This window comes from Neobacillus sp. PVCKKU3 (assembly GCF_058323225.1).
Window position 1 is genome coordinate 68,565 of sequence record NZ_JBLVQN010000001.1, and the last position, 21,541, is coordinate 90,105.

General features: G+C 43.4%; 22 protein-coding genes. 18 read left to right on the forward strand and 4 right to left on the reverse strand.

Going from position 1 to position 21,541, the window contains the following annotated elements:
• Nucleotides 1-5: 5 nt before the first annotated feature.
• Together ACNQGS_RS00345 and pheA are read left to right on the forward strand one after the other, a co-directional pair.
• Nucleotides 6-455: an ACT domain-containing protein gene (locus tag ACNQGS_RS00345; RefSeq protein WP_213144720.1), complete on the forward strand. Its 450-nt coding sequence runs from the start codon at nt 6-8 to the stop codon at nt 453-455.
• 57 nt (nt 456-512) lie between these two features.
• Entirely contained in the window at nt 513-1,367 is an 855-nt protein-coding gene (gene pheA, locus ACNQGS_RS00350) for a prephenate dehydratase (RefSeq protein WP_491485624.1), read from the forward strand.
• A gap of 42 nt (nt 1,368-1,409) precedes the next feature.
• Here pheA and ACNQGS_RS00355 read toward each other — a convergent pair whose 3' ends face one another.
• Nucleotides 1,410-1,949 carry a transcription repressor NadR gene (locus tag ACNQGS_RS00355; RefSeq protein WP_491485625.1) on the reverse strand — a complete coding sequence of 180 codons (540 nt, stop codon included), beginning with the start codon at nt 1,947-1,949 and terminating at the stop codon, nt 1,410-1,412.
• Nucleotides 1,950-2,002: 53 nt separating this feature from the next.
• Nucleotides 2,003-3,151: an IscS subfamily cysteine desulfurase gene (locus ACNQGS_RS00360; RefSeq protein WP_491485626.1), complete on the reverse strand. Its 1,149-nt coding sequence runs from the start codon at nt 3,149-3,151 to the stop codon at nt 2,003-2,005.
• A gap of 101 nt (nt 3,152-3,252) precedes the next feature.
• Between ACNQGS_RS00360 and nadB the strand changes: the two genes are divergently transcribed.
• The 13 genes from nadB (at nt 3,253) to yajC (ending at nt 15,716) form a co-directional block, all read left to right on the forward strand.
• Nucleotides 3,253-4,821, forward strand: coding sequence for an L-aspartate oxidase (gene nadB / locus ACNQGS_RS00365; RefSeq protein ID WP_491485627.1), 1,569 nt, complete (start codon nt 3,253-3,255; stop codon nt 4,819-4,821).
• Entirely contained in the window at nt 4,790-5,638 is an 849-nt protein-coding gene (nadC, locus tag ACNQGS_RS00370) for a carboxylating nicotinate-nucleotide diphosphorylase (RefSeq protein WP_491485628.1), read from the forward strand. Before nadB ends, nadC begins: the two co-directional genes overlap by 32 nt.
• Before the next feature lies 1 nt (nt 5,639).
• Nucleotides 5,640-6,743, forward strand: a complete 1,104-nt coding sequence (nadA, locus tag ACNQGS_RS00375; RefSeq protein ID WP_491485629.1) for a quinolinate synthase NadA — start codon at nt 5,640-5,642, stop codon at nt 6,741-6,743.
• Between the two features lie 152 nt (nt 6,744-6,895).
• Complete coding sequence (gene safA, locus ACNQGS_RS00380; RefSeq protein ID WP_491485630.1) at nt 6,896-8,563, forward strand: SafA/ExsA family spore coat assembly protein; 1,668 nt, start codon at nt 6,896-6,898, stop codon at nt 8,561-8,563.
• Nucleotides 8,550-9,536, forward strand: a complete 987-nt coding sequence (locus ACNQGS_RS00385; RefSeq protein WP_491485631.1) for a phosphotransferase — start codon at nt 8,550-8,552, stop codon at nt 9,534-9,536. The genes safA and ACNQGS_RS00385 overlap by 14 nt, the downstream gene beginning before the upstream one ends.
• A gap of 99 nt (nt 9,537-9,635) precedes the next feature.
• On the forward strand, nt 9,636-10,322 hold the full coding sequence (locus tag ACNQGS_RS00390) for a YhcN/YlaJ family sporulation lipoprotein (RefSeq protein ID WP_491485632.1): 687 nt from the start codon (nt 9,636-9,638) through the stop codon (nt 10,320-10,322).
• 126 nt (nt 10,323-10,448) lie between these two features.
• Nucleotides 10,449-10,979: an intercompartmental signaling factor BofC gene (locus ACNQGS_RS00395; protein WP_213144731.1), complete on the forward strand. Its 531-nt coding sequence runs from the start codon at nt 10,449-10,451 to the stop codon at nt 10,977-10,979.
• A 287-nt stretch (nt 10,980-11,266) separates the two neighbouring features.
• On the forward strand, nt 11,267-11,878 hold the full coding sequence (gene ruvA / locus ACNQGS_RS00400; protein ID WP_491485633.1) for a Holliday junction branch migration protein RuvA: 612 nt from the start codon (nt 11,267-11,269) through the stop codon (nt 11,876-11,878).
• Between the two features lie 10 nt (nt 11,879-11,888).
• Nucleotides 11,889-12,890, forward strand: a complete 1,002-nt coding sequence (gene ruvB / locus ACNQGS_RS00405; protein ID WP_491485634.1) for a Holliday junction branch migration DNA helicase RuvB — start codon at nt 11,889-11,891, stop codon at nt 12,888-12,890.
• Nucleotides 12,891-12,910: 20 nt separating this feature from the next.
• Nucleotides 12,911-13,093 carry a DUF2905 domain-containing protein gene (locus tag ACNQGS_RS00410; RefSeq protein WP_491485807.1) on the forward strand — a complete coding sequence of 61 codons (183 nt, stop codon included), beginning with the start codon at nt 12,911-12,913 and terminating at the stop codon, nt 13,091-13,093.
• Between the two features lie 19 nt (nt 13,094-13,112).
• Complete coding sequence (gene queA / locus ACNQGS_RS00415; protein ID WP_491485635.1) at nt 13,113-14,141, forward strand: tRNA preQ1(34) S-adenosylmethionine ribosyltransferase-isomerase QueA; 1,029 nt, start codon at nt 13,113-13,115, stop codon at nt 14,139-14,141.
• 127 nt (nt 14,142-14,268) lie between these two features.
• Nucleotides 14,269-15,408 (forward strand): tRNA guanosine(34) transglycosylase Tgt, encoded by a 1,140-nt coding sequence (gene tgt / locus ACNQGS_RS00420; RefSeq protein WP_491485636.1) that lies wholly within the window; start codon nt 14,269-14,271, stop codon nt 15,406-15,408.
• Between the two features lie 29 nt (nt 15,409-15,437).
• Nucleotides 15,438-15,716 (forward strand): preprotein translocase subunit YajC, encoded by a 279-nt coding sequence (gene yajC / locus ACNQGS_RS00425; RefSeq protein WP_491485637.1) that lies wholly within the window; start codon nt 15,438-15,440, stop codon nt 15,714-15,716.
• Between the two features lie 45 nt (nt 15,717-15,761).
• On the opposite strand, the gene ACNQGS_RS00430 is transcribed toward yajC, so the two are convergent.
• Nucleotides 15,762-16,151 carry a TIGR04086 family membrane protein gene (locus ACNQGS_RS00430; RefSeq protein WP_491485808.1) on the reverse strand — a complete coding sequence of 130 codons (390 nt, stop codon included), beginning with the start codon at nt 16,149-16,151 and terminating at the stop codon, nt 15,762-15,764.
• Between the two features lie 234 nt (nt 16,152-16,385).
• Between ACNQGS_RS00430 and ACNQGS_RS00435 the strand changes: the two genes are divergently transcribed.
• The gene (locus tag ACNQGS_RS00435) at nt 16,386-17,048 is read left to right on the forward strand and encodes a DUF421 domain-containing protein (RefSeq protein ID WP_491485638.1); all 663 of its coding nucleotides are present in this window, start codon (nt 16,386-16,388) and stop codon (nt 17,046-17,048) included.
• A 96-nt stretch (nt 17,049-17,144) separates the two neighbouring features.
• Here the strand turns inward: ACNQGS_RS00435 and spoVB are convergent, their stop codons facing one another.
• Nucleotides 17,145-18,698: a stage V sporulation protein B gene (gene spoVB / locus ACNQGS_RS00440; RefSeq protein WP_491485639.1), complete on the reverse strand. Its 1,554-nt coding sequence runs from the start codon at nt 18,696-18,698 to the stop codon at nt 17,145-17,147.
• A gap of 128 nt (nt 18,699-18,826) precedes the next feature.
• Here spoVB and ACNQGS_RS00445 point away from each other — a divergent pair, with 128 nt between their 5' ends.
• Nucleotides 18,827-19,111, forward strand: coding sequence for a post-transcriptional regulator (locus tag ACNQGS_RS00445; RefSeq protein ID WP_491485640.1), 285 nt, complete (start codon nt 18,827-18,829; stop codon nt 19,109-19,111).
• A 131-nt stretch (nt 19,112-19,242) separates the two neighbouring features.
• Complete coding sequence (gene secDF, locus ACNQGS_RS00450; RefSeq protein ID WP_491485641.1) at nt 19,243-21,504, forward strand: protein translocase subunit SecDF; 2,262 nt, start codon at nt 19,243-19,245, stop codon at nt 21,502-21,504.
• The last annotated feature ends 37 nt before the right edge of the window (nt 21,505-21,541 follow it).

Here is a 21,541-nt window from a genome sequence, read left to right on the forward strand (position 1 = left end):
TGAGCATGGCTAACTTTGATAAAAAATTTTATTTGGTCCGTGAGGATGTTCTGTCGGATGCGATGAAGAAAACCATCGAAGCGAAGGACATGCTGGAAAGAGGGAAGGCAGAATCCATTTGGGATGCAGTTCAAAAGGTGGATTTAAGCAGAAGTGCTTTTTATAAATATAGAGATACTGTCTTTCCTTTTTCTTCGGTTTCAAAGGACCGAATCATTTCGTTATTTTTCCATTTAGAGGACCGTTCCGGAACCCTGTCAAAACTGTTAAGTGTTGTTGCGGGTTCAGGCTGCAATGTTCTAACGATTCACCAAACGATCCCGCTTATGGGGCGAGCTAATGTTACACTTTCATTAAACACTGCCGGTATGTTACATGATATAGATTCTTTGCTGGCCGAACTGAGAAAGCTTGAATTTGTAGAAAAGGTTGAAGTGCTGGGAACGGGTGCATAGTGAACAAAAGTTCACTGTCCCGGCTCCTAGCTTTTTTTAGAAAGGGAGTAGAGAAAAGTGAAGGTAGGATACTTAGGACCAAAGGCGACATTCACAGAGATAGCCGTTAGAAGAGTTTTTTCGGGATTTGAACATATACCGTTTCAGACGATTCCGGGATGCATGGATGCTGTTGTTGACCAGGAAGTGGATTTCGCTGTTGTTCCGCTTGAGAATGCCCTCGAAGGATCCGTCAATATTACCCTTGATTATTTAACCCAGGAAGTCGATCTTCCGATTATTGGCGAAATTACGCTTCCGATTAAGCAGCATTTAATGGTTCATCCTTCAAATGCTTCGGACTGGCAGCAGGTTTCAAAAGTCTACAGCCATTCGCATGCGATTGCCCAGTGCCATAAATTTTTACATACGCAATTAAAAGGTGTTCCGTTTGAAAGTGTGTCATCCACAGCGGCGGCTGCAAAAATGGTGATGGAAGCACCTGAGGCTAATATTGCGGCCATCGCTAATGAGCTCGCGGCGGAGGAATACGGCCTTTCAATTGTCCGCAGAAATATCCATGATTTTGATTATAACCATACTCGATTTGTTGTTTTGGCAAAAGAACAAACCGAATTAAAGGGATTAAGCGGGTCAGCTCACCATAAAACGACCTTAATGGTTACTCTTCCATCAGACCAGGCAGGTGCGCTGCATCAGGTGCTGTCTGCATTTGCGTGGAGACGAATTAACCTCTCGAAAATAGAGTCTAGACCAATGAAAACCGGTATCGGCAATTACTTTTTCATTATTGATTTAGAAATGAAGCTTGATGAAGTGTTAATTCCAGGGGCCATGGCTGAGTTGGAAGCATTGGGCTGCGGCGTGAAGCTGTTGGGGAGTTATCCCTCGGTAATGGTTGAGATGAATTAGTACTATAAGGGATAATCAGGACCCGTCCACCGACGAGTCCTTTTAATATTCCATCAAAAATCCTGCTTCCTTCATGGCAACTTCCGTACGAGTTATTGCTTCCTCACTAGAGGCAGTAATTGTATGCAGATGGATGCCATCTGTCAGCTCCGATAAAAAAGCTGCCTTATTGCTGCGAATTCTTTCGATAAACTGCTTCACTTCCTGCCGGTTCGAAACCATAATCGAAGCTGTTAAGTCCCCGTAAACAGCATGCTCAATTCTAACATCCTTTACGGTCACGCCATGATCAACAAAAATATACAGCTCTTTTTCCGTGTCCTCTGGGTTATGGCGGCAGGCAATTGTTTTTTCGTAAACATGGGCGCCGGGAGTCTGGCTAAAATACAAGTACCCCTGACTTGTCGCAATTATCGGTTCATTTTTCGCTTTAAGGAGAGTGATATCGCCTACGATGACCTGCCTGCTTACATTAGTTCTGGCAGCAAGGTCGCTTCCAGTTAGAGGCGAAGCACTTTCCTTTAGCAGTTTTAATATCAGGGTCCTCCTTTCCTCCCCTAAGATTTTCTTTTGTTCCGTCATAAAAACCCTCCCATTTGATATCTGTGAACCTATTCTAACATAATATCGACTAATTAAATAACAGATGAGACCGCAAATTCATTGGCAATCTTCAATATCCCTGCGCCCAAAGCTTCGACTTCATTCATCGTTGTGGGATGGCCGAATGAGATCCGGATAAATTCCTTGGATTCATCAATTGTCAGCCCCAATGCCTGGGTGACCTTCGCTGGCGTCTGCATGCCAATCTGACAGGCGCTTCCGGTTGATATTGCAAAGCCCAACCGGTTACATTCGAGCATCATCCATTGGCCCTCGATGCCGGTAATCCGCATGCCGATGATATTCGGCAGCTGTGAATCACCTTCAGCCTGATAGACGTGGACTCGTTCACTGATAGGTTGAAGGGCGTTAAGAAATGCGTGCCGGAGTTCAACAAATCTTCGCGCATTCTCCTTAATTTTGCCCGTAATTTTCTGGGCTGCGGTGGTCATCGCGGCAATTGCTGGCACATTCACCGTGCCGGGCCTAAATCCTTTTTCATGAGAAGTCCCCGGAAAAAACGGACTCCATCCAATTTTTGGATTAACATACGCTTCTCCAATTCCTTTTGGGCCATAAATTTTATGTCCGGAAAAAGAAAAGCTGCTTACCAAAGGAGTCATGTTTCGTATATCGATTTTTCCAAAGGACTGGACCATATCGGTATGAAAATGGATATCGTGTCCAGTGCATATTTTCGCAAGCTGTTCAATAGGCTGGATGGTGCCTATTTCAGAATTAACATGCTGAATGGCAACAAGAATGGTATCATGCTTGATGGCATTTAATAGATTTTCAGGATCAATCATCCCGGATGAATTGAACGGTAAATAGGTAATAGAATAACCATCTTTTTCAAGCCGCTTCAAGATTCCATGGACGGACGAGTGCTCCGCCATTCCGGCAATGATATGTTTACCAGGTTTTTTTGGGGCGGATAATAATGCCTCAATAGCTAAAAAATTTCCTTCAGAACCCCCGCTTGTAAAAAACAATCCCTGTTTATCCACGCCCAAAAGCTGGGCCATTTCTCCCCGGCAATGCTCAAGCAATGCGGCAGATTGTCCCCCGATATCATGGAGGCTGCTGGAATTACCAAAGAACTGGGTCGATGCCTTTACAAAAATCTCTGCAGCTTCCGGATCCAACGGGGTGGTGGCAGCATAATCAAAATATTTCATATCCGCTCTCCCTAAAGTTTAATAGAAAAATATCTTGTGTTTAGTGTAATTCTGTGTAAATATATATGTCAAGACACCTGTTAATCCAGGAGGGTCAAACAATGACAAAATCAGATGTTGTAATTATTGGAAGCGGGATAGCGGCTTTACAGCTGGCTGCCCACTTAAGTGAACATAAAAATGTGAGAGTTCTCACAAAGTCGAAATTACGAACAGCAAACTCTTACCTTGCCCAAGGCGGAATAGCCGCAGCCATCGGACCAGCAGACCATCCGGAAAAACATGTAGAGGACACCTTGGAGGCGGGGGCGTTTCATAATGACCCGGAAGCTGTTCGAGAAATCATTTATGAAGCACCTAACCTAATACAAGAAATTTCCAAGGTATTTGACCGTGATTCAGAGGGGAAATTGCTGCTTGGAATGGAGGGCGCCCATAGTGAACACCGAATTGTCCATGCCGGCGGTGATGCGACGGGTAAGAACGTCGTGGAGCACCTTATTAGCACACTTAAAGCACATATCACGGTTGAAGAGGACGCCTTTGCATATGAATTGGTTATCAACCCTGAAAACAACCGCTGTATTGGGGTAAAAGTTAAAGACTCAAAAGGTATCCTCAAAGTGCATTTTGCCAGCCACATCATTCTTGCATCTGGCGGCTGCGGGCAATTGTATCGCTATACCTCCAATGCCCAAACAGTCAATGGTGATGGGATCGCCCTGGCTTACCGGGCCGGTGCTGACATTATCGATATGGAATTTATTCAGTTTCATCCGACGCTTTTATATGTCAATGGTGAAACTAAAGGCCTTATTTCTGAGGCGGTGAGAGGAGAAGGGGCAAAGCTTATAACAGAGGAAGGCACGCCGATTATGGAAGGAGTTCATCCCTTCAAGGACCTTGCCCCAAGACATATTGTCTCGCAAACCATCTATGACTATTTGAAAAATGGCCATAAAGTATTTTTAGATATAACAAATGTAAGAGATTTTGAGACAAGATTCCCTACTATCACCGAGCTTTGTGAAAACAATGGAATTAACTTAACTGTAGGGAAAATTCCAGTTGTTCCCGGAAGCCATTTCTTAATGGGGGGAATAAAAACGGACCTTATTGGCCGCACATCCATCCAAGGATTGTATGCCATTGGGGAATCGGCTTGTACAGGACTGCACGGAGCCAACCGGCTGGCCAGCAACTCTTTGCTGGAAGGACTGTATCAAGGGAAAAAACTGGCGGAATGGATTAATAAAACGCCGACAGAAATCATTTCAGCAATCTCAGTCACAACCAAAAGCAGGCACACCCATAAAAAACTAAAGCTGCCATCCATCCAGCAAATAAAAGATTCGATGATGGACCAAGTAGGTATAGTCCGCAATGAGCTTGCCTTAACAAATCAAAAAAAGTGGCTTGAGCAATTTAAAATCGATGAATTGCAAACAATTGATTTTTTTTCAAAACAAGAATTAACAAAAATCTTTATGCTAATTACAGCCAAATTGATAACAGAATCAGCCCTAAAAAGGACAGAAAGCCGCGGCGGGCACTTCCGAAGCGATTACCCAGCCGAGGATGATGAAATTTGGCTTCAGAAATCCATCATTCATACAAAAAAAGAAGTGGAGAGGAATCATGAACAAATTAAAACTGCGCTCACTACTTGAAAGCTTTTTTATCGAGGATATCGGCGAACAGGATATCACGACAGATTTAATTTTTTCGGATGGTACGCAAGGCGAGATCGTTTTTCTTGCCAAGGATGAAGGAATTTTTTGCGGGGAAGAAATTATTAAAACTGGATTCGAATTATTAAATCAGGATCTTTTAACCCGGGTTCTTGTAAAGGATGGGGAACCATTCGAAAAGGGACAGCAGCTGGCAACCGTCACCGGGAAAATTTCCGACTTGTTAAAAGGGGAACGGGTTGTTTTGAACCTGGTGCAGCGGATGAGCGGGATTGCAACGCTTACCAACAAAGCCGTGACAACTCTTAATAGCGATTTTACAAGGATTTGCGACACAAGGAAAACGACGCCGGGGCTCCGCATGCTGGAGAAATATGCAGTCCGCTCTGGAGGCGGCTATAATCACCGCTTTGGGTTGTATGATGCTGTGATGATTAAAGATAACCATATTTCGTTTGCGGGCTCCATCATTAGTGCAGTGGAGGCAGTAAGAAAACAAGCCGGTCATATGGTGAAGGTGGAAGTAGAGGTTGAAACCGAGGAGCAGGTAAGAGAAGCCGTCCAAGCCGGTGCAGATGTCATCATGTTTGACAACCGGACACCTGATGAAATAAAAGAGCTGATTAAATTGGTGCCGCCGGGAATTATCACTGAAGCTTCGGGCGGGATTCAATTGAGCAATCTTGCTTCCTATGGAGACACAGGCGTTCATTACATTTCCCTAGGATTTTTGACTCATTCCTATAAAGCGTTAGATATTAGTGTAAAAGTGCTATGGAGCAAAGGAGAGGAATAAGATGAGCATTTTGGCAGCCTTCCAGGCAAATAAAATGATTCCTGAAAAATACAAGCAAATGTCCCGCGAGGAGCTCGAAGCGCGTGTTAAGGAAGTAAAAGAAAAATACGGCTCCCGTCTGTTTATACCAGGACACCATTATCAAAAGGATGAAGTAATTCAATTTGCCGATGCAACTGGGGATTCCCTCAAATTAGCGCAGTTATCGGCTGAAAATACAGAAGCAGAGTTCATTATTTTCTGCGGAGTCCATTTTATGGCGGAAACAGCAGATATTTTAACCAGCAAAAGTCAAAAGGTATTTTTGCCTGACATGAGGGCCGGCTGCTCAATGGCCGATATGGCCGACCTAAACCAAACTGAAAGAGCGTGGGATAAACTCCAAAGTTTATTTGGAGACACCATTCTGCCCTTAACTTATGTCAATTCCACTGCAGCCATTAAAGCCTTTGTCGGTGCAAACGGAGGTGCAACCGTTACTTCTTCCAATGCTGAAACAATGGTCAAATGGGCATTTGAACAAAAGGAGCGGATTCTCTTCCTGCCGGATCAGCATCTTGGGCGGAACACAGCTGTCGAGCTAGGGGTTGGCTTGGATGAAATGGCGATTTGGAATCCTATCAGTGACAGCCTCGAATACCAGGGTGATTTTTCAAAAATTAAAGTCATCCTATGGAAGGGGCATTGCTCGGTCCATGAAAACTTTACGGTGCAAAATGTGATTGACACACGAGAACAATATCCAGGCATGAAAATCATCGTCCATCCGGAATGCCGCCTTGATGTTGTAGAAATTTCCGATTTGGCCGGGTCAACAAGCTTTATCATTAATACGATTGAAAAGGCGGAACCAGGCTCTTCATGGGCCATTGGTACAGAAATGAATCTTGTTAACCGCTTAATCCAGAATCATCCGGATAAGCAGATTATTTCTCTAAACCCTCATATGTGCCCATGCCTGACGATGAACCGGATTGACCTTCCGCATCTTGTGTGGAGCCTTGATACCATTGAGGACGAAAATAACAATAATATCATTAAAGTGAGCTCAGAGATTGCGAAAAACGCAAAATTAGCTTTAAAGAGAATGCTAAACCACTCATGAAATAGATGCAGGGATTGCATCTATTTTTTTTACCCTGCAATGGTCCTATTCATAATTCTTCAAAATATAGCATAAGTTTTTGTGAAGAATATTAGCATTTTGCCTATTTCCACATACACTATATGGACTTATGCCATAGGAGGGAAATCAGAGTGAAGATCCATATCGTACAGAAAGGGGATACTCTTTGGAAGATCGCCAAGAAGTACGGCGTGAATTTTGAAGAGCTGAAGAAGTTGAATTCACAGCTCAGCAACCCTGATATGATTATGCCCGGTATGAAAATAAAGGTTCCGACAGCTGGCGGATCCATAAAAAAAGAAGGCGCAATCAATTTAGGAGCGAAAAAAGAGGTTCCGCTGAAAGAACACCCATTTGCCAAGGAGAAACCAATACCGATTAAAGAAATGCCAGTCAAAGAAGTGCCGATTAAGGAAATGCCAATTAAAGAACAGCCAATCAAAGAAGTACCAAAAGTACCATATACTCCAAAAATGCCTCTACAAGTCGTCCCTGAAATTGACATCAATAACTACTACCAAGTGAACATGCAAAAAATGACGGTTAAAGAACAACCGAATCTCCCGCCAAAACCAGTAAATATTCTTCCAGAAGTAAAAGAAGTTCCAAAGAAAGAAATTCCTATTCCAGCACCTGTTGCTCCTGTACAAGAAATGCCGCAGGATTATTGTGTACCGATGACTCCGGTCATGCCTGGACCGGGATTCTGTCCGCCATACGGTGGTTTCCCTGCAGGGCCGTATACACCGTACGCAGGTGGTCCAGGAATGCCAATGGCCCCGGGTATGGTAGGTGGTCCTGGAATGCCGATGGATCCGGGTATGGCAGGTGGCGCTGGAATGCCAATGGCACCAGGTATGGCAGGTGTTCCTGGAATGGCAGGCGTACCGGGTGCGGTGGGCCCAGCCGGATATCCAGCAGCTGCAGGCCCAGGCTATATGCCATATCATTTTGATGATGAATCGTCAGCCTTCATGCCGCATATGCCGGCTGTAAATCCGGGCTATAACCCAGGTGCTGTTATGGGCGCTCAAAACCCAGGATTCAATCCGGCTATGCAAACAACTTACATGGACCCGGCAGCCTTTGGACAGATGCCTGCGGGATACAGCCAGGCTCCGGTTGGATACGGTCAAGTCCCGGCAGGATACAGCCAGGCCCCGGTTGGATACGGTCAAGTCCCGGCAGGATATGGCCAGGCGCCAGTTGGTTATGGCCAAATGCCAATGGAATATGGCCACGTGCCTGGAGGGTATGGTCAAATGCCAATGGAATACGGCCAAATGCCTGCAGGATATGGGCAGATGCCAGTCGGATATGGCCCTACTTCAGCGGGAGTTCCTCAACAAGGAGGTTATCCGGCAGGAATGGAAATGGGTACATCCATGCATGCTGGGCCTGAAGCATCATTTGGCGGCCAGGCACCGGGCGTTCCTTACGGAGCGGGAGCACCATATGGACAATTGCCCTACGGTTATCCGCAAATGTCTGGGCCGGCCCCTCAGGTAATGGGGGCAATGGATTTCCCATCGTCAGACGATATGGTGCAAGGAGCTGCAGCACCATTCATGCAAAATCCTGCACAGGGTCTGCCAGTAGGAACAGGAGCATTGGCTGACTGCGGCTGCGGAGCACCCGCTCAAGCACCAGCACCACAAGCTTTTGTTCCACCGACCCCGCCAATTTACAGTGCGCCATATACAGCACCATTAAATGTTGCCCAGCCGCCATTTATGAACCCTTATGGAATGGGGCCGGCAGGCTATGGCATGACGGGTTTTCCTGATGAGAGCAGTTAATATAAGAAGTGGAAACGGAGACGATGCATATTTTGATCGTCTCTTCTCTTATTTTCAGTCACAGTTTCAGGGTGAAATAAACAAATTTGTTCCAATTCGTGGGAATGTTTTTTTAATCAAGACGAAAAAACAAAGCTATATCCTTAAAGGGTATTCGAACCATCGAAAGCTGAAATTGCAGGAGGCTTTTACTGCAACGCTGAGAAAAGAGGGATTCAAGAAAACCTATCGTTTTTTAGAACCTCCCTCAAAGGAACAGTTATATTTTGAAGGAACCCATTATGGCTGTCTCGAATATCTTTCCGCAAATAAATCCGCCTTTTCTTTTCATACCCGCAGTAACCGCCAAGAAGGATTGGACCTAATTGAACAATTTCATGATACGACTAAGTCTTTTGAAAAAAGGTATCGCACATTGCTGCCGAATGGAGATATTCTGGCAAAATGGACGGAAAGGTATCATTTATTTTTAAATAATCTTCCCTTCCTTCGCCATTTTATAAAGGAGCCTTTTGTCTCGGAAATGGTGTCGTGGGCGTATTGGTCTTTAACAGGAATGGAACAGCAACAAACTTTTTTTCATAACGAAGCCGATGTGATATTGCATGGTGATGTTGCCCATCATAATTTTTTACGGGACAAAACAGGTAAACTGCATTTAATTGATTTTGATTTGATTAATATTGGACCGCCGGTTTTTGATTATTTACAATATGCAAATCGAATTCTGCCTTTTATCGATTGGTCCTACGACAATTTGCTAACCTATACTCAAATGAAGAAATACAAAAGAGAGCCCGCATTTTTATATGCTTTAGCATATCCTGCAGATATTTTTCGGGAATGGAATCGGATTATTAGGGAAAAATCTTATTCTGATGAGACGAAATTAAAGCAGGTTATTGATTTATCCGTCGGCCAGTTTACTGACAGAAAAAACTTTGTGGAGCAATTAAAGGACCTTTTGGAATAATCATGTAGCTGTTCTACGAGAATGAAACTCCCTTAAATTTAACACCCTAATAAAGAGCATGCTTCATATGCTCAGGATGTTTAGAAGGGGGTTTTTCGCTTGAACAAGAAACAGTGGATGATTCCTTTTTCTGCCCTAATGCTAATGGGTGCAGCTGGCTGTGCAAACGACAACAAAAGCTCCGACCAAAATAATAATCTGATGCGGCCGGTTGGTTATTATTCCAATGAAAACCATTCCGATAATAATTATGGGTACTTAAGGGATAATGACGGTGCCTTACCGGAAGTATTGGATCACACAATTGGCGACGAGGACAACGAGATTAATGAAAACAGACGTAATGCGCTGCAAACAAAAGATGAAAATGGGAATCCGAAAAATCCTACAACACCTTTAGCCAAAACTGACCGGAATTTTTTCCAGCGAGATAACCGTTTCAGTACGGCGGATATGAATTACCACGGCCACTTGAATAAACCTATAGGGTCTGGAACAGTGACTGATCCAGGATTTCAAGAGCAGGTGACAGATCAAATTAGAGACAGGGTAGCCGATATCGATAATGTTCGCAGCATAAGGTCGGTTTCTTTCGGTGATCAGGTGATTATCTCGGTAAAACTAAACAACCAAGACCGTGCGGCTGAAACTAAGCGGGCAATCAAGAAGGCGGTAAAGAAATATGCTGAAGGAAGAAGCATAAACGTTATCACCGATGAAGGTTCTCTAGGACGGGACCGCAATCATAACAACGAACTTCCACAGCCAGAGCCTAATGGCCGATAGAATTGAGGGGCAAAGCAAAAATATGCTTTGCCCTTTTGTATTGTTTGAGTTCGGATAAAAAAGGAAAAAAAGGCTAAACTAGAATTGTAAACATGTTCAATTCTTAACATTTAAGAGGTGATTAGCATGAGGTTCAAACAAAAAATGCTGTCGTGGTCATGGTTTGCTATTCTCTTAATAGGAGGAGAAGTCTTTGGTGGAACAAGCACTGTCACAGCAGCCCAGCTCAATGACCAAAGAAATACCGAACCTCTGCAAATGACAGTGACTTTAGAACGAGTCTACCTTGATGGTGAAATCAGTCAAGAAACATTCCAGGAAACAGTCTGGTCCATGGAAAACTTTTGGGCAAAGTATGACCAATGGCAGGTTTTGAGTATTGATGAATCAACTGTAGTATTTAAACAGCAGGTCGATGATATTTCCCCGTTATTAAAGGGAAACGGCTATTTTGGAATTACTGATGACGGCGTCTTAACTATTTTTAATGGAAGACCTGACCGCTCGCGGATTATTCAATCGTTTTTTCAAATAGACATCAAAAAGCTCGAAAGCAAGGCGCAAAAAGAACTGCTTCAAGGAATTCCTATTAAAAACAAAGATCGATATGTCGAGGTTTTGGAGACATTTAAGCCATATTCGATAAAAAAAGAATAAAAAGGAATCAAATCAGTCTGAAATTAAGTGATCAGCCTGATTTTTTTTCGTTAACTTTGAAATATTTACCTGTTTTTTAAAAAGAAAAACGTTCTATTGGCTAATTTTAACGTTCTATCAGCGGATTTAAGCATTCTATTAGCGATTTTAAACATTCTATTGGCGGATTTCGCAATTCTATTGGCGAATCAAATAAACGGACCGATTTTCTTCAACTCACCCAAAATTGTATGATAGAATGGAATACAGTGTGTAAGCACAGCAGGAAACTAGGGGAGAGAACCAGATTGTTTGAATTTATAAAAGGTACCGTTGAGTTTGTCGGTCCAGAATATATCGTTATCGAAAACAATGACATCGGCTACCAGATTGCCACGCCAAATCCGTTCGTTTATTCACGAAAAATCGAAACCAAAGTGACGGTCTATACGTATCACTATGTACGGGAAGATGTCATGGCGTTGTATGGTTTTGAATCTCGTGAGGAAAAAAGGCTTTTTACAAAGCTGTTAAATGTATCAGGTATCGGGCCGAAAGGGGCTCTTGCCATCCTGGCATCAGGCGAGGTCCAGCAGGTGGTCAACGCGATTGAAAATGAGGACGAAGGCTTTTTAATTAAATTCCCTGGGGTCGGCAAAAAAACTGCGCGGCAAATGATCCTTGATTTAAAAGGGAAATTACAGGATATCGTTCCGGATTATTTTCCGAATCTTTTCAATGCGGATACACTTCCAGTACATACACAGGACGGCGGCGAGGCATTTGAGGAAGCAGTACTTGCTTTAAAAGCTTTGGGCTACTCCGATAAAGAAGTTAAAAAGATTTCCCCTGAATTAAGAAAGGAACAGCTGACAACTGACCAATATATCAAAAAGGCCCTTCAACGGCTTTTGAAATAGGTGATGGTTTATGGAAGAACGGATTATTTCCGGTGAAGTAAACGAGCAGGAGATAAGCTTGGAACAAAGTCTTAGGCCGCAGACATTAAAGCAATACATCGGGCAAAATCAGGTGAAAGGGAATCTGGAGGTTTTTATCAAGGCTGCAAAGCTTCGGAGAGAAACCTTGGATCATGTCCTCCTTTACGGACCGCCCGGACTCGGTAAGACGACGCTTGCTGTCATCATCGCGAACGAAATGGGCGTCAATATCAGGACCACGTCCGGGCCGGCAATTGAACGTCCGGGTGATCTGGCTGCGATTTTGACTGCTCTTGAACCGGGAGATGTATTGTTTATTGATGAAATACACCGGCTCCCAAGGTCCATTGAAGAAGTTTTATATCCGGCGATGGAGGATTTTTGCCTGGACATCGTCATCGGGAAGGGGCCGACCGCCCGATCGGTGCGCCTCGACCTTCCGCCGTTTACCCTTGTCGGTGCCACTACAAGGGCTGGGGCGCTTTCAGCCCCGCTCCGTGACCGATTTGGAGTTTTGGGCAGGCTCGAGTATTATAAAGAGGATGAGCTTAAAAATATCGTTAAACGAACGGCTGAATTGTTCGATACGGAAATTGATGACCAATCGGCCGGAGAAATTGCCAAACGTGCTCGTGGGACCCCGAGGATTGCCAACCGCCTTCTTAGACGCGTCCGGGATTTTGCCCAGGTAAAAGGGGACGGTTCCATCAATCTTGACCTGGCCAAGGAAGCATTGGAACTTTTGCAGGTCGACCGGCTTGGCCTTGACCATATTGACCATAAACTCTTAAAGGGGATTATTGAAAAATTTCGCGGAGGCCCTGTCGGACTGGACACAATTGCTGCTTCCATCGGAGAAGAGGCAGAAACAATTGAAGATGTATATGAGCCTTATTTGCTGCAAATTGGTTTTCTTCAGAGAACTCCAAGGGGCCGGATGGTCACCCCTAAAGTTTATCATCATTTCGGCATGGAGGTACCTTCACCGTGACGGGGCTATCGAAAACAATTATGATCATAGGCGGAGTCCTTTTTCTAATCGGTTTTTTAATGCAGTTTTTGCATCTCGGTAAGCTTCCGGGGGATATTGTTTTTAAAAAGGGGAATACTACCTTTTATTTCCCTGTGGTTACCTCCATTTTGGTTAGTATTGTGTTATCCCTGATTTTTTACATCATGGGAAGATTTCGTTAAGAGTAGGGATGTTTAAATTATGAAAGTTGATATTTTTGATTTCCATTTGCCTGAGGAATTAATTGCGCAGGTACCGCTTAAAAACAGGACGGATAGCCGATTAATGGTCCTAAATAAAGAAACAGGCGACATAAAGCATGAAGTGTTTAAAAATATTACTGAATACTTGCGTGAGGGAGACTGCCTTGTCCTTAATGATACCAAGGTTCTTCCTGCACGCCTTTTTGGTGTCAAAAATGATACTGGCGCCAAAATTGAAGTGCTGCTCCTAAAGCAGGCCGAAGGTGACCGATGGGAGACCTTAGTAAAGCCTGCAAAACGTGTGAAGGAAGGGACCGAAATCGAGTTCGGCGATGGTCTTTTAAAAGCTGTTTGCACTGGAACCTCGGACCATGGCGGACGTATTTTGGAATTTAGCTACGAGGGAATTTTTTACGAGGTGCTCGACCAGCTCGGCGAAATGCCGCTTCCGCCATACATAAAAGAGCAGTTGGAAGACAGGGATCGCTATCAGACAGTCTATGCCCGCGAACCGGGGTCGGCAGCGGCGCCGACGGCCGGCCTCCATTTCACGGAAGAACTATTGGAAGAGATTAAAGCAAAAGGGGTCCATGTTACCTTTATCACCTTACATGTTGGTCTCGGTACCTTTAGGCCGGTAAGTGTGGATGATGTTGAAGGGCATGACATGCATTCTGAGTTTTATATAATGACCGAAGGAACGGCTGAGCTTCTTAATGAGGTAAGAAGGAACGGCGGCAGGATCATTACGGTCGGAACCACTTCAACACGGACGTTGGAAACAATTGCTTCCGCAAACGATGGCAATTTCAAGGCAGGCAGCGGCTGGACAAGTATTTTCATTTACCCAGGTTACGAATTTAAAGCCATCGATGGCATGATTACAAACTTTCATTTACCAAAATCCACACTAATTATGCTGGTCAGTGCCTTGGCTGGCCGTGAAAATATTTTGCGAGCTTATCATACAGCCGTTGGGGAACGTTACCGCTTCTTCAGCTTTGGCGATGCGATGTTTATCATTTAGTGGAAAAGGGGCGGAGCGACGCATAAATGAATCACTTTAGCAAAGCTTGGTATAAAAAATACATTCTTCATTTAAATAAGTTTTTGCTTAGCGCTAATCACACCGCCTTTTGGAAGGAGAAAAGAATTTGACTGCAATTCGCTATGAATTAATCAAAACGTGTAAGCAGACGGGTGCCCGCCTTGGCCGGGTTCACACCCCGCACGGTTCTTTCGACACCCCGGCCTTTATGCCGGTAGGAACGCTGGCAACCGTGAAAACAATGTCACCGGAAGACCTTAAAGAAATGGGTGCCGGCATTATTTTAAGCAATACCTATCATCTATGGCTCCGTCCCGGACATGAAATCATTAAAGAGGCGGGTGGACTGCATAAATTTATGAACTGGGACCGGGCGATTTTGACCGATTCAGGCGGCTTCCAGGTGTTCAGTTTAAGTGAATTCCGAAAAATTGAAGAAGAAGGAGTTCATTTCCGCAACCATCTTAGCGGCGAGAAATTATTTTTATCGCCGGAAAAAGCGATGGAAATTCAAAATGCCCTTGGTTCGGATATCATGATGGCTTTTGACGAATGCCCGCCTTTTCCAGCAACATTTGAATATATGAAAAAATCGGTGGAGCGGACTTCCAGATGGGCCGAACGCTGCTTAAATGCCCACCAGCGCTCTGAAGATCAAGGATTATTCGGGATTGTTCAAGGCGGGGAATATGAGGAGCTGCGCAAGATGAGTGCCCAGGATCTCGTGTCGCTGGATTTCCCAGGGTATGCTGTTGGCGGTTTGTCTGTCGGCGAACCTAAGGATGTTATGAATCGTGTGCTTGAATTTACCACGCCGCTGCTGCCAACTAATAAGCCTCGCTATTTAATGGGAGTTGGTTCACCAGACTCACTTATCGACGGGGCTATTCGCGGGATTGACATGTTTGACTGCGTCCTGCCGACTAGAATTGCCCGGAACGGGACTCTGATGACAAGCTCTGGCCGGCTTGTTGTAAAAAATGCCCAATATGCAAGAGATTTTGGCCCGCTTGACCCTGAGTGTGATTGCTATACATGCCGAAATTACAGCAGGGCGTATATCCGCCACTTAATTCGCTGTAATGAAACGTTTGGAATTCGTCTAACGTCTTACCATAATCTATATTTTCTGTTAAGATTAATGGAGAAGGTCAGACAAGCCATCATGGAAGACCGGCTTGGTGATTTCCGCGAAGAATTTTTTGAGCGTTACGGGTTTAATCAGCCAAACGCGAAGAATTTCTGATAGATATTTTTTGAAAGGAGGGAAACAGTATGGGAAATCTGGGATCCATTATTCCATTAATTTTAATGTTTGTCTTGTTTTATTTCCTGTTAATTCGCCCGCAGCAGAAGCGCCAAAAGGCGGTTCAGAACATGCAAAGTGAATTGAAAAAGGGTGACAAGATTGTCACGATTGGCGGTTTACATGGCTTTATCGATTCGATTGATGAAAATAAAGTTGTCATCAAATGTGGCGATGGAAGCCGTCTTACATATGAGCGCTCTGCCATTCGTGAAGTGACTGAGTCCGGTAAGGAAGCACAAGTATAAAACAGGAAAGGAAGCTGTTTCGATAACAGCTTCCTTTTTTGTATTTTACGCAGTTCTTGAATTATTGGTGGCAAGATTAACTCCTAAAATTCCGCCCATCATTGAAATTAATGTATAGCAGGTATGATAGATTACTTGCTCAGCAGAAAACAGCCGGTCATAACCGAGGTATTGAAATAAAAAGACGATTAGTGAGTAAATCAGACCAGTAACGCCGCCGATCAGCCAGCCTTTTTCTTTCCGCTTGCCGCCGGACAGAAACCCTCCCCCAAACAAGCCAATAAATGATAGGGCCGTTACCACATATTGAAGCGTTGACTCCTGGGCGGACGTGAATCTTAACACAAAGGAAAAAATAAGGCTGGCAATGCTTGCAAAAGCGAAAATAAAAATTAATCCGTACAGTATGGCTGTACCAAAACTCTTTGATTCGATGGCTCTCTCCCCCTTTTGTTCCTGCCGGGCTAAATTTAATCTATTTTGGATATGTTATTCGCGAAGGCCCGGAATACAGTTTTCTTCCTAGTACAAGCGTATTCAGAAGGTCGGCAAAGTAGAATTAAATTTTCGTTTATTCCTAAAAAGCACATCTGGGATATTATTCCGTTCATGATTTTTTCCTTAGGGGCAAACAATATAATGGAATGCAATTAAAGGAGCGACAATAGGGTGGAAGATTTTCTAACGATACTTTTTAGGACTCTTTTTTTATATGCTGTTATTCTTGTTATTTTTCGCTCTATGGGAAAACGGGAAATTGGGGAACTTAGTATTCTTGATCTTGTTGTCTTTATCATGATTGGTGAATTGGCCGTTGTCGCAATCGAAAGACCAACCGTTAAATTATTTCATGCTGTTTTGCCGATGTTCTTGCTCATGATTATCCAAATTATAATGGCGCTTCTTTCTTTAAAAAGTAAAAGGTTCCGCGATATGGTCGATGGAAAGCCGACTGTTATCATTAACAGGGGGAAGGTAGACGAGGATGCAATGCGAAAGCAGCGCTATAATTTTGATGATTTATTGACCCAATTAAGAGAGAAGGACATTCGCAGCATTTCAGATGTTGAGTTTGCTATTTTAGAGTCATCTGGAAGTCTGTCCGTGATTGAAAGACAGAAGGGAAGTCAGAACGAACCGAAAAATGGCGATATCACCATTCCATTAATTATGGATGGGACGATTGATGAGGAGAATCTAAAAAAAATAAACAAAACAAATCTCTGGCTTCGACAGGAATTAAAGAAAAAGGGGTACCGTGATATTAAAAAAATTTCCTTTTGCAGTTATGAAAACGGAAAGTTTTTTATTGATTTATTAGACGAAGAATAAAAGACACGCCAAGAAATGTGCGTGTCTTCTTAACGTATAAATTCAACTACGCCTCATGAACCGTCCTATCGGACTCGCCAATCGGCGAGTTTTCATTTATTTTGCTATAAAAAATTTTTTAATCCATGGGAGTCTTTGCAGTTCATCTTTTTTAATTAGACCTAATAATAAAAGCATTAAACAATATGATATACTCATCGCGAATAAAGCGGACAGAACTCTCACAGCTAAAGGTTCTGATAAAAGCATGTTGTCAAATAGCCAGAATCCCAGCCAGCCTGATGCTCCCATTACCAAAAATCCTTTTAAGTAGTCGCGGATATAAAAAGGAAAGGAAATCCTTTTTAAGACCGTCGCAAAGTGAAGGAGGGTAACAGCGACAAAGCCTACGATAATCCCTAGCGCAGCACCGGTAATTCCGAAGGCAGGCTGGGCAGCAAGGATAAAGATGACGGCCGTTTTCACAATCGCCCCGATTAAACTATTAATCATTGCCGCTCTTGCTAGGTTCAATGCTTGAAGTACGGCTTGAAGCGGGCCTTGATAATAATAAAACAAAAAGAATGGCGCCATCAGCCGGATAAAATAAGCCCCCTTTGTGGAACCATACATCAATTGCATCAGAGGATCAGCTAACACATAAAGCACGATGACCGCAAGTCCGCCTGTTAAAAAAGTCAATCTTAAGGCCTGCTGGAGCCTGTACTCTATTAATTTATAGTTTTTCTGCGAATTCGCTTCGCTGATGGCTGGCACAAGGGAGGTAGCCAGCGAGAAAGTCACAAAAGAAGGAAGCATCAACAGCGGCATTGCATAACCTGTCAGGGCGCCGTATTGTTTTGTCGCATCAACCGCCATCACACCCGCAATTGCCAGGCTGTGAACGACCACAATTGGCTCAAAGAACCATGAAACTGACCCAATCATTCGGCTTCCCATTGTCGGAATCGCGATCTCCATCAAATCTTTAAAGGTTTGTTTCCCCTTATGGACAAACTGGAAAAAATTCTTGCGCAGCCTGAAGCGTTTTTTAAATTTAAAGGTTGTCATTAAGTAAATTAGAGAAACTACCTCACCTAAAACGGAAGCCGCCATCGCCGCCGCCGCCGCATATTCGACTCCATAAGGGAGAAAGGCTTTGGTCATAACGGCAATTAAGGTAATCCGCACAAGCTGTTCCAAAATTTGCGATACCGCTGATGGCCGCATGTTCTGTCTTCCTTGGAAGTATCCTCTTAACACAGAAGAGATAGCAATAATGGGAACCGCCGGTGCAATCGCCATCAAAGGATAATAGGTTCTTGGGTCGGTAAAAAGTGTTGTTGACAAAACTGGTGCCAGTAATAATAATGCAGGCGTTATAATGGTGGACAGTGTAATCGTTGTGGCAAGGGAGACAACAAGAATTTTTTTAATTCCGGCGTGATCTCCTTTTGCCTCCGCTTCAGCGATATTTTTCGAAATCGCCACAGGCAGCCCAAGCTGTACAATCGTCACCACAAGGATAAATGTAGGATATGCCATCATATATAAGCCGACGCCTTCTTCACCAATGCTGCGCGCCAGGACAATCCGATAAATGAAACCAAGGACTCTTGTAATCAATCCGGCAACTAATAGGATGAAAGTCCCCTTTAAAAACTTTGACATACTCTTCCCACCTTCTCAAAATAGGCGATATCATATACAATTATCTATATGCGATATGGTGGACAAAGCATGACAAGCATTTATACGGCAGTTTAATTTATGGATACTTCTTTCGGGGGGCAATGAAGATGGATTATGGGCAATTTCGTACTCAAGTAAAACCTGCTATGGTGAGCAAGCTGGAAGAATTTCGTTTGCTGGGTTATGATTCAGTCAGCGAACCAGAGCTTTGGGAATACCTGACCAAGAAAAAGTGGAGAAAGGTAACGGAAGAAAAGAAGCTTTACGAAATCATCCAGGATATTCTCTCCATTAAGGTAAGTGATTTCATCAGCTTTGCAACGATTGAAACATATAAAACTGCCGAATTCTCTCTTGAAGATGAAGAGGAATGGAAAGAGCTTTTAAAATAGACTTATCTATTTTTTTCTAAATTGACAGTTGCTGTTGACATATTCCATAATGAAGGAAGTGATTTTGGACAGTATTGGACTAAGAAAAAGCAAATTGTGCTTTTGTTTTATTTAAGGAGGAACAATACATAATGGTGAAACGCAGTCGAATTTTGGCCTTCCTTCTAATAGTTGTGTTATTAGGAAGTACAATGGGAGTTACAGCAAAAGGAATTTTGAACAACATTAAGCTTGGCCTGGACCTGCAAGGTGGTTTTGAGGTTTTATATGAGGTGCAGCCGGCGAAAAAAGGTCAGAAAATTGACAAAGATATCCTGGCCAGTACGGCTAAAGCGCTCGATAGGCGGATTAACGTCCTAGGGGTCAGCGAGCCAAACATTCAAATTGAAGGGACAAATCGAATCCGCGTCCAGCTTGCCGGTGTCGAAGATCAAAATCAAGCGCGGGAAATTTTGTCTACCCAAGCAAATCTTTCCTTCCGTGATGCCAATGACCGCCTAATGATGGACGGTACTGATTTAAAAGAAGGCGGAGCGAAGCAAACTTTTGACGAAAATGGTAAACCAAGTGTTTCGTTAACGTTAAAAAGCGCTGATAAGTTCAAAACAGTGACGCAGGAAATTGTCAACTCGTCTCCAAATGTTTTAGTCATTTGGCTTGATTTTATCGAAGGAAAAGATTCCTTTAAAGCAGAAGCAGCAAAGCAAGACCCTAAATATTTATCTGCTCCAACAGTAAACCAAGTATTTAACCAGAATACTGTTTCTATCGTCGGTAACTTTACTGCAGAGGAAGCACAAACATTAGCTTCGCTTTTAAATGCCGGTGCTCTGCCTGTTAAACTGAAGGAAGTTTATTCTACATCTGTCGGAGCTAGTTTTGGTGAGCAGGCATTAAATGAAACCATTCTGGCCGGTATTATCGGTATCGCCATTATTTATCTTTTCATGCTTGTGTATTATCGCTTCCCTGGATTCATTGCAACAATTACATTATCCCTATATATTTATCTCGTTTTACTCATCTTTGACTGGATGAACGGAGTGTTGACGCTGCCAGGTATTGCCGCCTTAATCCTCGGGGTGGGGATGGCTGTTGATGCCAACATCATCACCTATGAGAGGATACGGGAAGAAATTAAGGTTGGTAAATCCATTAAATCCGCGTTCCAAGCAGGAAGTAAGAATTCCTTTTCATCGATTCTTGATGCCAACCTGACAACGATTTTGGCCGCCGGCGTGCTGTTCTTCTATGGTACAAGCTCGGTTAAAGGCTTTGCTACGATGTTATTGGTGAGTATCCTGCTAAGCTTTGTGACAGCCGTTTTCGCATCCCGTTTATTCTTAGGATTCTGGGTAAACAGCGGTTTCTTGAATAAAAAGCCGGGCTGGTTTGCTGTTAAGAAGTCTGCGATTAAGGATATTGCCGAAAACTTTGATACATTAGATTTGCCAACACGATTTGATAAGCTGGATTTTGTTAAAGGCAGAAGGGTGTTCTTCATTATTTCCGGAGTCTTGCTAGCCGCCGGTTTAGTGCTGCTACTGGTGTTCCGTTTGAATTTGTCCATTGATTTTTCAAAGGGAACCAGGATTGAAGTCTTATCTAATAACCCTTTAACAACCCAAACAGTCGAAACGGCATTAAATAAGCATCATATTACACCGGATGATGTTGTGATTTCCGGTGATAAAAAGGAAATTGCCTCCGCTCGTACGAAGGATGTATTATCCAAAGATGAAATTGCTAAGTTAAAATCAGACTTCAAGCAGGAATTCGGGTCAGAGCCAAACGTCAGCACCGTTTCGCCGACTGTTGGTAAAGAACTGGCGAAAAATGCGTTTATTTCCTTGATTATCGCATCGATTGGGATTATTCTTTACGTTACGATTCGGTTTGAATGGGCGATGGCCGTTTCCGCGATTGTTTCCTTATTGCATGATGCCTTCTTCATGGTTGCTTTCTTCAGCATCACAAGGCTGGAGGTTGACTTAACGTTCATCGCAGCCGTGTTAACGATTGTCGGTTATTCGATTAACGATACAATCGTGACGTTCGACCGGATGCGTGAAAACATGCAGAAGAAGAAGCGTCTTAAAACGAATCAAGATATTGCCGATGTACTTAACGTAAGTATCAGACAGACCTTGACGCGCTCTGTTAATACAGTCTTTACCGTATTAGTAACAGTTGTTGCGATGATAATATTTGGCAGTCCGTCTATCCAGAACTTCTCGATCGCCTTGTTTGTCGGGTTACTCACTGGTGTATATTCATCCATTTGTATCGCCGGTCCATTATGGTACGTCTTTAAGACACGTGAGCTTAAAAAGAAGGGCGTCATTAAAACCGTTAAAGAAAAAAGAAAGTATTCGGATCAGCCGCAAGTATAATAAAAAATAAAACCGCAGCCCAGGCTGCGGTTTTATT